At 41.3% G+C, this 13,826-nt stretch carries 15 protein-coding genes; 8 read left to right on the top strand and 7 right to left on the bottom strand.

Annotated features, from left to right (window positions below):
* From BLT41_RS05605 to BLT41_RS05570, 8 genes are all read left to right on the top strand, one after another.
* On the top strand, window positions 1-1,731 hold the full coding sequence (locus tag BLT41_RS05605) for a YcaO-like family protein (RefSeq protein ID WP_092159176.1): 1,731 nt from the start codon (window positions 1-3) through the stop codon (window positions 1,729-1,731).
* A 206-nt stretch (window positions 1,732-1,937) separates the two neighbouring features.
* Entirely contained in the window at window positions 1,938-2,255 is a 318-nt protein-coding gene (locus BLT41_RS05600; protein WP_092159174.1) for a TusE/DsrC/DsvC family sulfur relay protein, read from the top strand.
* A 184-nt stretch (window positions 2,256-2,439) separates the two neighbouring features.
* Window positions 2,440-2,670 carry a 50S ribosomal protein L31 gene (gene rpmE, locus BLT41_RS05595; protein WP_092159173.1) on the top strand — a complete coding sequence of 77 codons (231 nt, stop codon included), beginning with the start codon at window positions 2,440-2,442 and terminating at the stop codon, window positions 2,668-2,670.
* 272 nt (window positions 2,671-2,942) lie between these two features.
* Window positions 2,943-3,863, top strand: a complete 921-nt coding sequence (locus BLT41_RS05590) for a DUF1385 domain-containing protein (RefSeq protein WP_092160338.1) — start codon at window positions 2,943-2,945, stop codon at window positions 3,861-3,863.
* On the top strand, window positions 3,863-4,933 hold the full coding sequence (gene prfA / locus BLT41_RS05585) for a peptide chain release factor 1 (protein WP_092159171.1): 1,071 nt from the start codon (window positions 3,863-3,865) through the stop codon (window positions 4,931-4,933). The genes BLT41_RS05590 and prfA overlap by 1 nt, the downstream gene beginning before the upstream one ends.
* Window positions 4,934-5,061: 128 nt before the next feature.
* Window positions 5,062-5,925: a peptide chain release factor N(5)-glutamine methyltransferase gene (gene prmC / locus BLT41_RS05580; RefSeq protein WP_092159169.1), complete on the top strand. Its 864-nt coding sequence runs from the start codon at window positions 5,062-5,064 to the stop codon at window positions 5,923-5,925.
* 174 nt (window positions 5,926-6,099) lie between these two features.
* A complete protein-coding gene (lpxC, locus tag BLT41_RS05575; RefSeq protein ID WP_092159167.1) occupies window positions 6,100-7,026 on the top strand; it encodes a UDP-3-O-acyl-N-acetylglucosamine deacetylase in 927 nt (308 codons plus the stop codon).
* 209 nt (window positions 7,027-7,235) lie between these two features.
* The gene (locus BLT41_RS05570; RefSeq protein WP_092159165.1) at window positions 7,236-9,374 is read left to right on the top strand and encodes a methyl-accepting chemotaxis protein; all 2,139 of its coding nucleotides are present in this window, start codon (window positions 7,236-7,238) and stop codon (window positions 9,372-9,374) included.
* Between the two features lie 10 nt (window positions 9,375-9,384).
* Here BLT41_RS05570 and BLT41_RS05565 read toward each other — a convergent pair whose 3' ends face one another.
* The 7 genes from BLT41_RS05565 to BLT41_RS05535 form a co-directional block, all read right to left on the bottom strand.
* The gene (locus tag BLT41_RS05565; protein ID WP_092159163.1) at window positions 9,385-10,221 is read right to left on the bottom strand and encodes a hypothetical protein; all 837 of its coding nucleotides are present in this window, start codon (window positions 10,219-10,221) and stop codon (window positions 9,385-9,387) included.
* Between the two features lie 8 nt (window positions 10,222-10,229).
* Window positions 10,230-10,640, bottom strand: coding sequence for a hypothetical protein (locus BLT41_RS05560; RefSeq protein ID WP_092159161.1), 411 nt, complete (start codon window positions 10,638-10,640; stop codon window positions 10,230-10,232).
* A gap of 44 nt (window positions 10,641-10,684) precedes the next feature.
* Window positions 10,685-10,909 carry a hypothetical protein gene (locus BLT41_RS05555; RefSeq protein WP_244512200.1) on the bottom strand — a complete coding sequence of 75 codons (225 nt, stop codon included), beginning with the start codon at window positions 10,907-10,909 and terminating at the stop codon, window positions 10,685-10,687.
* Window positions 10,910-11,015: 106 nt separating this feature from the next.
* Complete coding sequence (locus BLT41_RS05550) at window positions 11,016-11,705, bottom strand: flagellar basal body-associated FliL family protein (RefSeq protein ID WP_092159157.1); 690 nt, start codon at window positions 11,703-11,705, stop codon at window positions 11,016-11,018.
* Window positions 11,706-11,813: 108 nt separating this feature from the next.
* Window positions 11,814-12,203: a chemotaxis response regulator CheY gene (locus tag BLT41_RS05545; RefSeq protein WP_092159155.1), complete on the bottom strand. Its 390-nt coding sequence runs from the start codon at window positions 12,201-12,203 to the stop codon at window positions 11,814-11,816.
* A 10-nt stretch (window positions 12,204-12,213) separates the two neighbouring features.
* The gene (locus BLT41_RS05540; protein ID WP_092159153.1) at window positions 12,214-13,005 is read right to left on the bottom strand and encodes a FliA/WhiG family RNA polymerase sigma factor; all 792 of its coding nucleotides are present in this window, start codon (window positions 13,003-13,005) and stop codon (window positions 12,214-12,216) included.
* Window positions 12,947-13,774, bottom strand: coding sequence for a MinD/ParA family protein (locus BLT41_RS05535; RefSeq protein ID WP_092159151.1), 828 nt, complete (start codon window positions 13,772-13,774; stop codon window positions 12,947-12,949). Before BLT41_RS05535 ends, BLT41_RS05540 begins: the two co-directional genes overlap by 59 nt.
* Window positions 13,775-13,826: the final 52 nt, after the last annotated feature.

Raw genomic sequence — 13,826 nt, 5'->3', positions numbered from 1 at the left:
ATGATTAAACTTAAATCTTGTCTTAAAGTTTATACGACTGATCAGGATAAAGCTGTTTCACCTGAAGAAACCGTTTCCCGCGTAAAGAAGTTGCTGGAAAAGAATTGTGAAGGGGTGCTCGGATGTACTCGTAAGATCGACACCGGACGACTCGGAATTCCCGTTTTTATAAGCGAATGCGGTCCTGCTGCACGTGATATTATGCCTACACGTAAACAGATGGGAAAAGGTGCTTCCGTTGCGCAGGCAGAAGCCTCAGCATTGATGGAGCTTGTTGAAAGATTCAGCTTTTTCAGTTTCTGGAGAAATTCCGAAAACTTTACTCTTGCAACATATAGTGAAGCCGAAGAGCTTTGGCCCGGAAAAGTTATTTCCATTGAAAAGATCCTTCAATCCGTTGACGAAGAAATGGAACCGGCTAAAGCCCGTGTTATTCTGGATTTAGTACGCTGGCATTTTCATCCGGCGCTTAATGTGCTGACCGGAGAGACTGAATATGTTCCTCTGGACTGGTTTAAAATATTAAATGAATTTAATGGGTCTTCGGCTGGAAATACCCCGGAAGAATCTGTCCTTCAAGGTGGCAGCGAGCTTGTTGAAAGGCATGTTTGCGCGGTTATTGATCGTGACAGGGGTGAAGTTCCATGTATCGATCCTGCCTCATGTGGTGATGCTGTTCTGGCAAAGCTTTGCAAGTGTTTTGAAGACAACGGAATTAAATATATCATAAACGACTTTTCTCTAGGAATGCCGCTGCCCACGGTTGCTGTCACTGCTTGGGATCCGTCAACTTTTCCCGGAATGAGTGAGATTGTTTTCACAGCGGGAACATCTTCCTGTCCGTCAAAGGCTGCAATCAGAGCTTTTACTGAGGTCGCCCAGCTTGCCGGGGACTTTGAAACAGGGCGAGTCTATGAAGCTTCAGGGCTTCCTAAATTTACTGATCTGGAACAGGCTGAATGGCTTGCCAGAGGCTGTCGTGTCGCTTTAGACAGTCTTCCGTCCGTAAAGCATGCTGACATCTACGAAGAACTGATGCAGTTTGCTGCAGGGCTGAATGAGCGTGGGTATACTCTGTACACAGTTGATACCACTCATCCTGACTTAGGTGTGTCTGCGAACTATAATTTTGTTCCCGGTTTCCATTTCAGGGAACGCACTCCGTATGCAAGTCTTGGGCTTTTTGTGGGCCGTATTCTGTCCGAAAAAGTCGCTATAGATCTTGCGGGTGCCGGTCTGGATGTTATTTCAGATATTTATGAAGATGATTATTTCATTCCTTTCTTTGAAGGGATGCTGGCTCTTCGCGGTGGTGATACATCAAGAGCAGCTGATATGTTTATGCTGGCGACCGAGGTTCAACCTGCCAATGAAGAGAAGGCTCTGTCGGCGTTTTATACTGCCTATGCCATGTCTTTAGAAGAAAGATGGTCCGAGGTGCTCCCTTATCTTGATCGGGCTGTTGAGCTTGATGCTGAGGCTAAAGAGTACTTCAATCTTCGTGGAGTTGCATATTTTAAAGCCGGAGAATATTCACTTGCAGCTGAAGATTTTAAATCAGCTTTGGCTATCGATAGCGGTTCGGCTTCTGACCTAGCCAATTTGGGGTTATGTCATAAGTTTATGGGGGATACCGAAGAAGCTATTGAATATTTAAGAACAGCTCTTGAGCTTGAACCAGGGCTTGAGTATGCTAAAACACATCTTGAACAACTGCTTGAAGTTAAATAGTTCTAATTTTTATGCGTATTTTTTGGGTTCATTATTGACAAGAAAGCATATTAGAGATTATCGCTTTATGAACAAAAACGCAGAGTGGTTTTTTGTTCCTTAAAAAGTCGTGAAACAGCGGATCGCTGTTTTTGGATATGGTTGATTCGGCAAACGTTGAATCACATTTCAGCTTAATAGCATAATATTCCTAAGGAGTATCACAGATGGCAAACGTAGAATTCATGGGTCAGTCCTTCGAAGTTGATGAAGACGGTTTCCTCCTCAAGTTTGAAGAATGGAGCCCTGATTGGGTTGACTATTGTAAAGAAGGCGAAGGCATCAAAGAACTGAATGAAGAACACCAGAAAGTTCTCGACTTCTTGCAGGATTACTACAAGAAGAACGGAATCGCTCCTATGGTTCGCATTCTCTCCAAAGTTACTGGTTACAAGCTGAAACACATCTATGAATTGTTCCCTTCCGGTCCAGGTAAAGGAGCATGTAAGATGGCTGGTCTGCCTAAGCCTACTGGTTGCGTATAGCTTCCGGTTTTTAGCAGAATATTTAGGCGGGGCCTTACGGCTCCGCCTTTTTTATTTATATGAGTTGTTGACTTGTTGGCCGTTTCTACATAAAAATTTCAATCAAAGCAGATATCCCTTGCATATTGTGTACGGTGGGGGTATTGGGCTTTGTTTCCACGGTTAACAAAGACAGGAGTAAGTCATGAAAAAAGATATCCATCCTAAACTTTACAAGGCAACTGTCCGCTGTCATTGCGGATACGAGTCTGATGTTTATTCTACATTGGGTGAAGAAGTCAGTACTGAAATTTGTTCAAACTGCCATCCTTTTTACACAGGTAAACAGCGTTTCATCGATGCAGCTGGTCGTATTGACCGCTTCAAGAAAAAATTCGGTGATTTCAACGCAGCTGACAAAGTTAAAGGCAATTAGTTCTTTTTTTGCGGTTTTGCCGCGTAAACATGCCTCTGTTGCTTTTGGGCGACAGAGGCATGTTGCTTTTTTGTATCCAATCGACAGTCCTGCGTTGTTTTAAAGTTGGGCTTTCACTTTTCACCGCCTGCATTGTCTTTTTTTTTGGGAAATCTCGCGCTGTCCCCTTGTCTGTTCCCAATGCGTGATTATCCTATCTGAATCTGAAATTACTTGAATTAAGTGGGAATTTTATCCCTAAGAGAGGAAACGCTTTGAAATCATCTCTTTTGATGTCCGCAGCTAAGACTGTTGGTGGTCAGGCTGTTATTGAGGGCGTTATGATGCGGGCTAAGGACAGGCTTGCTATTGCGGTTCGTCGTCCTGACGGTGAGATTACCGTTGAATTACGTCCTTGGTTTTCTATGACTCCTGAGTTTATGAAGAAACCTTTTTTGCGCGGCTTCCCAATTTTTATTGAGACTATGGTCAACGGTGTCAAAGCTCTCAACTATTCCGCAACTCAGGCTCTTGATGAAGAAGACGGAGAACTTACTAATTTTCATCTGATACTTACCATGATTATAGCGATGGGTTCCGCGTTGGGGCTCTTCGTAGTTCTTCCACATTTTTTTTCAGTATTAATGAAGTGGTGGGGCGTTTCCGGTGATGTCGATACCCTCAGTTTTCATGTCTGGGATGGCTTTTTTAAGATGGCCATGTTTCTTGGATATATTGTAGCCATATCATTTGTTCCTGATATCAAGCGTGTTTTTCAGTACCACGGGGCTGAACACAAATCTATCTGGGCATATGAATCCGGTAGTGAATTGATACCAAGCAAGGTCAAAGAGTTCAGCAGACTGCATCCTCGTTGCGGGACTGCTTTTTTGTTGTTTGTCTTGGTTGTGAGTATTTTGCTGTTTACCATACTGGTTCCTTTGCTGCTCGCGATTTGGTCGCCTCAGACTTTTGTATATAAACATTTGTATATTGTCGGTATTAAGCTGCTTCTTATGGCTCCGGTCAGTGCTATTGCTTATGAAATGATTAAAGTATCAAGTAAGCATGAAAATAATTTGTTTTGCCGGGCCATGTGTCTTCCGGGACTGGGTATGCAGCTTTTAACTACGAGTGAACCTGATCTTGATCAGATTGAGGTTGCTTTAGCTGCTCTTGCAAAGGCCGTTGAAGAGGATGGAGGAGTAAGCTGATGTTTGCCAAGCTTGAAGATATTGAACGCTCATATATGGATTTGGAGCAGGAACTTAGCGATCCTGAAGTATATAACAATCAGGAACGGTTCAGAAAAGTGACTAGAGCTCACTCTGATCAGGGAGAGGTTGTTCGGGTTTTCAGAGAGTATAAACAACTTTCTGCCGACCTTGAAGATAACAAGGAAATGGCTAAAGATTCTGATCCTGAGATTCGTGAAATGGCCGAAATGGAAATTTCCGAGATAAAAGAAAAAATTCCTGCTCTTGAAGAAGAACTTAAATTGTTGCTTCTGCCGAAAGATCCCATGGATGAAAAGAATATCATTCTTGAAATCAGGGCTGGTACCGGCGGTGAAGAGGCCGCTCTTTTCTGTGCTGATGTTTTCCGTATGTATTCCCGTTATTCCGAGCAGAATGGCTGGAAAGTTGAAGTCTTAAGTTCCAATCCTACCGGAACCGGTGGTTTTAAGGAAATGATAGCTTCCATCAGTGGACCGAAAATTTACAGCAAGATGAAATATGAATCCGGAACCCATCGCGTTCAGCGTGTGCCTGCTACCGAATCTCAGGGGCGTATTCATACCTCAGCTATTACTGTAGCCATTATGCCTGAAGCGGAAGAGGTTGATGTTCAGGTTCGCACTGAAGATGTCCGTGTTGATGTTTTCCGCGCGTCCGGTCCCGGTGGGCAGAGTGTTAACACTACTGACTCCGCTATCCGTCTGACGCATATTCCCTCAGGGCTTGTTGTTATCTGCCAGGATGAAAAATCACAGCACAAGAATAAAGCTAAGGCTATGAAAGTTTTGTGTTCGAGATTGCTTCAACAGGAACAAGATAAGCAGCATGCAGAGTTGGCGGAAGTCCGTCGCGCACAGGTTGGGTCCGGTGACCGTTCCGAACGCATCCGTACATACAACTTCCCTCAAGGGCGTGTAACTGATCATAGAATTAACCTGACCCTCTACAAACTTGATTCAGTCATAGAAGGTGATATGGGCGAGCTTGTTGATTCGCTTATTAATCACTATCAATCAGAAGCTTTGAAAAATCAGGCTTCAGATTAGTCACGATTTCTGAATTAAGGGCGATTGTTTTATTGCTCTTTATATTATGAAATTAAAGCTCGCGGCCAATTTGGGCGCGGGCTTTTTTTATAGAAATTTGAGATTTATTAAAACAGAGGCATCATCGTATGAAAAAAAATACTCTTAGAGAACTTCTTTCCGCCGCAAATCTTAAGCTAACAGAGGCCGGAATAGATTCTCCGGCTTTATCAGCGCACTTGTTGGCCGAAAAAGTTTTTAAGTTAGCTCGATTGAAAATAATCATGGAAATGAACAACCCCGTAAATGATGATCTAATTCCAGCGTTCAATGATTTCGTTGACAGAAGGGCACAAGGCGAGCCTGTTGCCTATATTCTTGGTGAAAAAGAATTTTACGGGATGGATTTTAAAGTTGGAGCCGGAGTTTTAATACCGCGTCCTGAAACAGAAGAGATTATTGAGCATGTTTTAAAACGTTTTAAAAAAGATGACGCTTTTCTCTTTGCGGATTTCGGTACTGGTTCAGGAATTCTAGCTGTGACCATAGCTAAGCTTTTTCCCCAAGCAAGAGGGATTGCTATGGAGTTAAGTGCTGACGCCCTCGGTATTGCCCGTGATAATGCAAAGAAGCACTCTGTGGACGACCGGGTTTTATTTATTAAGGCGGACTTCACTCTGCCTGTTTTTAAAAATGATATTTTTGATCTGGTGCTTGCCAACCCGCCTTATTTAAGTGATGCCGAACTTGGTGAGATCAGTCATGAGGTTGCCGGGTTTGAACCAGTTTCCGCGCTGGTTGGTGGGGAGCTTGGTGATGAAATGATAAAGGGCTGTGCTCCGCATATTGCCGCCGCGTTAAAGCCGGCTGGATGTATGTATATGGAGATAGGTTACCTTCAGGGTGAGGCTGCATATAAAATTTTTGACTCCTGTGCTGCTTTTTCAGGGCAGGTTGAAGTGCTGGCTGATATTTCAAATCACGACCGGATTGTTGTAGCTCTAAAGAATTGAATGTTGTTGCATGGTTGCAAAAATACCACAGTGTATGTTTGATCTTGTTGTAAAAAAACAACCAGTTGCGTGATGTTAAAATCTTATCATGTAATAAATTCATTTAAATCAAGGTATTAGAGATGTTCACTGTTTTGGCACTTAGCTTGCATATTTAAAGGCAGAGGAGAATTTATGCTACAAACAACTATCCAAAAAACAGTAAGATGCAAAGGTATCGGACTCCACAGCGGCAAGCAGGTGGAAATCGTATTGAGGCCTGCTGTTGAAGACACCGGTATTCTTTTTTCACTTCATACCGGGGTCGGAAGTTCTTTTATTACTCCTAACCCTGATCTGGTTGTAGCAACCGGACTTGCAACGACTCTCGGAAATGGAAAAGATTCTGTTTCTACTGTAGAACATCTTCTCGCCGCTGTGCGCGGAATGGGAATTGATAATATTCATATCGAAGTCAGAGGCAATGAGTTGCCCATCATGGATGGTAGTGCGGGGCCTTTCGTATATCTTCTTCGTCAGGCTGAAGTCATGGAGCTTTCCAAAGCTCGCAGGGTTATGGCTGTTACCAAGGCTATAAATTTTGAGCAGGACGGAAAGTACGTACGGGCTTATCCTCATGACGGTTTCGCGATTGATTACACTATTGATTTTGATCATCCTCAAATTGGTAGACAGACTCTATCCCTCGAAATTACTCCTGATGTTTTTGTTGATGAACTGGCTAAAGCCAGAACCTTCGGATTCTTGAAGGAAGTTGAATATTTACATGCCAACGGACTGGCTCTCGGCGGATCGCTTGATAACGCTGTTGTGCTTGATGATTACGGCATATTGAATGAAGACGGACTTCGTTTTGTAGATGAGTTTGTACGACATAAAATTTTAGATTTTATTGGTGATATGGCTGTAATGGAAGTGCCTTTACAGGGAAGATTTGAAATATTTGCTTCCGGTCATGCACTGAATAATTCTTTCCTCAAATATCTTTACGCAAATGCGGAAGATTATCTTGAAGAACGTGTGCTTGAGCCTCTTTATGACAAGGTTGCACAGAAAGATCTTTCTCCTGTTTATCCAGAAGCCGTACCAGTTCCGGCATAGATTTTTAAGATTATAAGATTTACTTTTAAGCCCGCCTTTAGGCGGGCTTTTTTTTATGTTAGATCTGTATGATTGCGTGTAGAAACGGGCTTGACTCGACTTGATGCAAGAGTAAATATAATAAAAATTAAAGGTTGAGATTTATTAAAGATGATTTAAAGAAATGCAGCTTGTTCTTATATAGATGATTCAAATATTAAGGAGTTTTTATGTTCCGGTCCATTAGCTCAAGAATTTCATATATGGTTGCCGTTGTAGTGGTTATCTCAACAGTTATCATGCTGTTTTTTATCGACAGCACTCTTGAAAAAGACATGCTAAATGCACAGGGGCGTACCGCACGAAATACAATTCGTATGGGCTTATTGTATCTTCAAGAAGGAAAGCAGGCGATTGAAGTTTATCGGGATAATGTCTACCGGGAGCGCAAGCAGGCTGTTAAAGACGCAATGAGTGTTTTTATTGCACAACTTGATTCATTTTATTCTCTCTACAAATCCGGAGTGTTGACCGAAGCTCAAGCTAAAGAGGCTGCTTATAATCTAGCAAGAACTACTAGGTATTTTAATAATGATTATTTTTTTATCTATTCAGAGAATCTTGTTTCTTTGGCTCATCCGGATAATTCAATTGAAGGGCGAAATTTATCTAAAAGCCAAGATCAGAAAGGGTATTCGTTTGGTCCTGATATGATTTCAAAAGGAACAACTGAAGGGGGCGGGTTTCTGGATTTGTGGTGGACCAGATTGGGCTCTGAGGAGCCGGTTCCTAAAATTTTGTACGTCCAGCCGTTCTCAAAGTGGAATTGGATAATTGGTACAGGCACATATGTAGATGACATTGAGAGCTCTGTTGCAGTTCAAAAAGTAGAACTCATTAAGGATTTGCAGAAAGGATTTTCGCAAATACGTTTAGCTGAGACTGGACGATTGTTTGTTTTTGATAATGATAAGAAAGTATTAGTCCCACCTGTAGGTGCAGGTCCTAATTTTGCGGATACAGTCAATCTGAACACTGGAAAAAGTTTATTGCATGATCTTAAAGATATTGGAAAACAAGGGATGTGGAAGTTAAATTATAAAGTTTTGCGCGGAGATGGAACAGAAATTGAGAAGCAGTCTTTTGTTCGTTATTTTGCTCCTCTTGGCTGGTATGTTGCTTCAACGGTTCCTTTAAGAGAAATTCATGCTCCGGTAAATAATTTGATTATGAAGCAGGCTGGTATAAGTTTTGCCATTCTTTTGTTCACAATTGTTTTTATTTATTATGTTGTCCGAAAAATTTGTATGCCTATACAGAGTGTTTCTAAAGTAGCTTTTCTTGTTTCGCGTGGAGATTTGAAGGAAGCTAAAACAGTATTTTATAAAAACAATGATCAAGATTATTTGAAGAAAATTATTAATTCTGAGAATCTTGAGGGCGGAGATAAAAAGTTTGATGAAGTTGACCATCTTGTAAAATCTTTTCATACAATGCTTATAACTCTTAATTCGCTTGTAAGTCAGGTTCAACGGTCAGGTGAAATGGTTACAGGATCGGCACTAAAGCTTGGTTCTGCAATTGGACAGCTTGAAGTTGCTGTTGAAAACCAGGCTGCGGCTACTCAGGAGCTTGGAAGTACCTCCCGTGAAATATCTGCAACGTCTCAGGAACTTGCCCACACAATGAATGAATCTACGGAAGTTGCGGTTTCCACAGGAAATCTGGCAGATCAGGGATTATTGGATCTCGATGTCATGAGTCAAAGTATGGAAACCATGCGCGATGCTTCCGGAGGAATTTTTTCTAAGCTCTCAGTAATTAATTCTAAGGCCGCGAATATCAGTTCTGTAGTTACTTCTATTTCTAAAATATCAGAACAGATAAATCTGCTTTCCCTTAATGCTGCAATTGAAGCCGAAAAAGCCGGCGAATTTGGTCAGGGTTTTTCAGTAGTTGCACGCGAAATTAGAAAGCTTGCAGATCAAACAGCCATGTCTACTCTTGATATTGAGAAGATTGTTGCTGAAATGCTTTCAGCTGTTTCATCCGGTGTTATGGAAATGGATAAATTCCGTCAGCAGGTTGAAACGGGGGTTAGTAATGTTGAAGTGCTTGGTCGCGGAATTACTGGAGTTGTGGATCAGGTCCGTTCACTTACTCCGCAGTTTGCTTTTGTTAATGAAGGAATGCAGAACCAAAGCGAAGGAGCTGAGCAAATTAGTAGTGCAATGCTTCAGTTAAGTGAAACATCGATTCAGACTAAGGATGCTCTTGAAGAGTTTGTAAGTATTACTGAGCAACTTTCAAATTCTGTTGACACTTTGGAAGAGGGCGTGGCTGTATTCCGGGTAGAAAAAGAGTCGTAAGTCAAGTTAGTTAGGAAGATCCTAGTAGCTCTGACAAGAAGCCTCCGGCAAAGTATGCCGGAATCTTTTCAATACCCAGATATTCAGGAAAAGATTCTTTTAATTTCGAAGACAGTAACAAGCTTGTACCCTGAGAATCTGCAAGAAGTTTAAAGCCGCACTGCGGTTTTTTATACATAATCTTGAATCTCATTGGTGACGAAGGGGAAAGGTCAAAGGCGTAAAACAGTTCATAGAACGAATTGTCAGGGTTTTGATCGTCTTTTTTTATTTTGAGGACGATTTCCTGATTTAACGCAATAGGCATCAGCCAAGGCATGTAATGAAGAGTTGCTGTTTTTAAAGATGAATTAAGTAGCGAGACACATTTAAGTGTTTCAAAAAGAAGAATAGTGCTTTGAGTGTCCGATTCAATAATTTTTAAAAATGATTCAGCTTTGTCCGGGCAAGTTGCTTCAGCCTGTCTATAAAATTTATTAATAACAGTTCGCGATTGAGCTTCAAAAGCCGCTCTTTTAGTCACAAATTGTCTTGTTATGTCAACAGGGTTGAGAAATAGTCCCTCGGAACTTATATCATTGGGATCGATTTCTTTAAGGATTATATCGGGGTAGAGCTGGTGGACTATAAAAGCCAGAGTGTCTCCCGGAACAGGTGACGAAGAAATATCGGCCAGTAATGTTTGAGAATTAATTTCAACCCAGCCTAATGTCTGCCGTTCCCATTTCAAGAGTTTGCCTTTTAAAATTTCTCCTACGCGATATTTATTTCGAAAAGATGTGGCTCTGGAGGATGATCTAGAGTTATCTTTTCCGTATTGTCCGCTGCCGTATTTTGAAATTTTCATGAGAGCTGTCAGTTGTATTGATCTAATATAAGTTCAACTTCTTCCGTAGATAAACCTGTTGCTTTAGCTAAGCGGCTTACAGGTTTGCCTTCTTTGTGTCCTGTAATAATTATCTGACGTAGGAATTGGGGCGAACGGGAGAATTCCTCAGCTTGAGCAAGAATTCTTTTAAGTTTCTTGGTCTTATTGTCAAGCAAGAGATCAAGCTGAGCCAGTTCAAGCTGTCTTTGCTCAAAAGTGGAAACAATTTCATTTTCAAGCTGAGCATTGAAATGAAGTTTGTTTATGAATTCTTCTTGTTTGGATTGCAGTTGATTCAGCAACGATTCAGATTTTTTGAGACGTAAAAAGAAGAAGATAATAGCAATGAGCAGAATTATCTCGGTAAGTGAGAAGAATATGAGTAGAAAGATAGTCATTAGTAATCAGCTTTTTTGTAATCCGCAGTTGTTAGTACGATTAATCATATTTTAACGTTTATAATGTTACCAGACCATTGAGAGCCCTTAGGAGTTTCTTCTTCCGGTTCTGGATCAGGTTCTTTATTTTTTCTTTTTTGTGACCTAGCTTCCTGTCGAGTATTTTTTCCACCCTCATCTTGAATCGCACTAGACCCTTCGTCTTTATCTATTTTTTGTATTTGTTTTTGCGATTCTTTATTTTTTTCCTGTTCGGCTGGATTGATCATCAACATTTGCTGCAATTCCGACTTGCTGATTTCGGAATTGGAAATTTTTTGAACGTTCGCAAGTTGCGATATGATCAGAGGCATGTCCATAGGGCCGGGCATAAAATTACCTCACGAGGTATTTTTCAAACAGAATTGTGTCGAACTGGCCTGCAACTAGATATTGGTTTATAACCATAAGCAGGTCTTTTTTTAATCTCTCCGCATTATTCTTATCGGATAAAAACTGTAAATCTTTATTTTTAAGGTAGTAGTATACCGCGTCCCTTAGGATCAGAGTCTTTCGACCATATTCACCGACAATTCGTTCATCGGTAGTTGTCATCGCAAACCTGGCTACTAGAAAACGGATGTGTCCTTTATCATCTTTCTGTTCAACCCAGAAAGGGTCCATTCTAAGTAACGTTACACCCGGTTCTTCCGGAGGTGGAGGAGGCGCTTCTGTTACTTCAGGGATTTCTACTACTTTTTCAACAACCGGAGCTGGTTCTTCTGCGGGGGGTGGAGTACTGAAAAAAAATACTTTAACAAGAATTAGAGATAAAAGCAGAATTACGATACCAATTCCGAGATAAATAAATTTTTTGGAACCGGAGCTTTTTTCTTTAGTTGTCTCTTCTTCCAGAGCTTCCAGTTCTTGTGGTTCTTCGTCTGGAAGATCGTCTTCGTCTTCATCTTCTAGAAAAGGAGCATCATCAAGATCCAGATCAACTTTTTGGGTTGCCTTGCTCGGGGTTTCTGGTGACTGAGTTTCCTCCTCGGAATCGTCAATATCATCTATAGCGAGGAAGATCATGCGTGCAACCCTTTGCTAAAGTCTTTGCGCTTAAGAATGATTTTTCTACCAGTTTCAATGAAAAAACAATTATTCAGCGGATACATAAATATATCCGCTGAATAAAAATTATAATTTTTCAAAAATTTTATTAATTTTTTGACCGAGAGTGTCAGGGGTAAAGGGTTTAACTATGTAGTTTGAAACCTTTGCCTGAACAGCCTCAATGATGTTTTCCTGTTGTGCTTCAGCTGTAACCATCAGGAAGGGTAGGTCAGCAAATTCTTCGCTGGCTCTGACTTTACGTAAAAATTCAATTCCGGTCATCTGTGGCATATTCCAATCTGAAACGATGAACTGAATGCTATCATCCTTATTCAGCATTTCCCATGCGGTTGTGCCGTCATCAGCTTCAACTATATTGGTAAAACCGATCTGACGAAGGATATTTTTAATAATGCGGCGCATGGTCGCGAAGTCATCCACAACTAGAACTTTCATAGAGTAATCAATGGCCATTTGTTTCTCCTTAGGGTTCCGTACTATATTTTTCCTGGAACATTTTTCTTAATTTTGTCAAGGCTTGGGAGTGAAGCTGAGAAACTCTGCCTTCCGTAATTTCCATTACTTCAGAAGTTTCTTTCATGTTCAGTTCCTCTCCGTAATATAAAGATAATACCAACTTTTCTCTTGGCGTCAAATTATCAATTAGATTTGCAACCTTGTCCACTGTTTCTTCAAAAACAGCTGACTGATAAGGCTCATTGTCAAACTGAGCATCATGACTGCTGGGAATATTATCATTAAATGCGTCAAGGCTTATGCAAAATTGAGTTTGTAGAGCTTCCAAGCCCTGCTGAACCTCTTTTGCCGAAAACCCTGTAGCTTCTTCAATTTGTTCACTAGTCGGTTTTTCACCGGTTTCGTGTTCAAGGTTTCTTATACTGCTTTCAATGGTTTTAACTTTTTGGCGAAGGCCGCGTGAAAACCAGTCCAATCGTCTGAGTTCATCAAGCATTGCCCCTTTTATGCGGCTTTCAGCATAAGTTTCAAACTTGATTTTAAGTTCAGGACGAAATTTTCCAAGTGATTCAACAAGCCCCATGCTTCCGGCACTGATGAGCTCACCAAGTTCCACGTTTTGTGGTAGCTTGGCTTTCATTCTGAGTGCAATGATACGGATCTTCGGAGAATAATGCCGTACTATTGCCTCGCGATCAGAGGACGAAAAATCTTCCCAGCCAGTAGCCCCGGACTCAAGTTTAAGCCACGGACTGTTCTTGGAAGAGAAGCTTTTTCCAGAAGAACTTAATGTTTCCATCTAATTCAGAGGTTGATTTCCATGTTGTAATTTTTTTAGCAGCTTCCCCGATTTTTATGCATGCGGGGCTGGAAGGAGACAGCTTGCACAGAGGAGTCTGGTTAATGACAGCTTCACGCATTTTAGGGTCGCGGGGAATTACTCCCGTTAGTTCCAAAGAAACACCGCTTAGGAAGTGATCGCATGCCATATAGAGCTTTTTGAAAATATCTTTAGCTGTGACCATATCAGGAGCCATGTTTACCAAAATTTTAAACTTGTCAACTCCGTGGTTCAGTTTCATCACCTTAATAAGTGCGTAGGCATCGGTAAGAGATGTTGGTTCCGGTGTCAGCACCAGAAGTCGTTCCTGAACTGCGAGGTTGAAGTATAATACGTTTTCATTGATACCGGCTCCGGTGTCAACAATAAGATAGTCAATTTCTTCTTCCAGATGGTCCATTGCTTCCAACAGATCAAGCTTTTGTCCTGTTGAAAGAGAAACCATATCACTGACTCCTGAAGAGGCAGGAAGGATATCAAAACCGAATTCTGTTTTATATAAAACGTCTCTGATGCTGGTTCCTTCGTGAAAAAGGTGGAACAGGTTGTACTTAGGAGCTATTCCGAGAAGTACATCCACATTTGCCAGTCCCAGATCGGCATCCAAGACTAAAACCTTCTTGCCCATGCGGCTGAGATGGCAGGCCAAGTTTACAGAAATATTTGTCTTGCCTACGCCTCCCTTACCGGAGGTGACCGAAAAGACCATGGGAAGATTAGAACTCATTTGCATCACCTGTTTATATTTAATCTTTACTGTTTACGTTGCTAGCGACATT

The sequence above is a fragment of the Maridesulfovibrio ferrireducens genome (genome assembly GCF_900101105.1).
GTDB lineage: Bacteria > Desulfobacterota > Desulfovibrionia > Desulfovibrionales > Desulfovibrionaceae > Maridesulfovibrio > Maridesulfovibrio ferrireducens.
This window is presented reverse-complemented; position numbering and strand designations above follow the sequence as displayed.

Bases quoted from the DNA above. Each gene is read 5' to 3' on its own strand.
- BLT41_RS05550 (WP_092159157.1), bottom strand. From the start codon at position 11,705: ATGATCTTCCTCGCTATAGATGATATTGACGATTCCGAGGAGGAAACT.
- BLT41_RS05535 (WP_092159151.1), bottom strand. From the start codon at position 13,774: ATGAGTTCTAATCTTCCCATGGTCTTTTCGGTCACCTCCGGTAAGGGA.
- prmC (WP_092159169.1), top strand. From the start codon at position 5,062: ATGAAAAAAAATACTCTTAGAGAACTTCTTTCCGCCGCAAATCTTAAG.
- lpxC (WP_092159167.1), top strand. From the start codon at position 6,100: ATGCTACAAACAACTATCCAAAAAACAGTAAGATGCAAAGGTATCGGA.
- BLT41_RS05590 (WP_092160338.1), top strand. From the start codon at position 2,943: ATGTCCGCAGCTAAGACTGTTGGTGGTCAGGCTGTTATTGAGGGCGTT.
- BLT41_RS05600 (WP_092159174.1), top strand. From the start codon at position 1,938: ATGGCAAACGTAGAATTCATGGGTCAGTCCTTCGAAGTTGATGAAGAC.
- BLT41_RS05540 (WP_092159153.1), bottom strand. From the start codon at position 13,005: ATGGAAACATTAAGTTCTTCTGGAAAAAGCTTCTCTTCCAAGAACAGT.
- rpmE (WP_092159173.1), top strand. From the start codon at position 2,440: ATGAAAAAAGATATCCATCCTAAACTTTACAAGGCAACTGTCCGCTGT.
- BLT41_RS05560 (WP_092159161.1), bottom strand. From the start codon at position 10,640: ATGACTATCTTTCTACTCATATTCTTCTCACTTACCGAGATAATTCTG.
- BLT41_RS05545 (WP_092159155.1), bottom strand. From the start codon at position 12,203: ATGGCCATTGATTACTCTATGAAAGTTCTAGTTGTGGATGACTTCGCG.
- BLT41_RS05570 (WP_092159165.1), top strand. From the start codon at position 7,236: ATGTTCCGGTCCATTAGCTCAAGAATTTCATATATGGTTGCCGTTGTA.
- prfA (WP_092159171.1), top strand. From the start codon at position 3,863: ATGTTTGCCAAGCTTGAAGATATTGAACGCTCATATATGGATTTGGAG.
- BLT41_RS05605 (WP_092159176.1), top strand. From the start codon at position 1: ATGATTAAACTTAAATCTTGTCTTAAAGTTTATACGACTGATCAGGAT.
- BLT41_RS05565 (WP_092159163.1), bottom strand. From the start codon at position 10,221: ATGAAAATTTCAAAATACGGCAGCGGACAATACGGAAAAGATAACTCT.
- BLT41_RS05555 (WP_244512200.1), bottom strand. From the start codon at position 10,909: ATGATCAATCCAGCCGAACAGGAAAAAAATAAAGAATCGCAAAAACAA.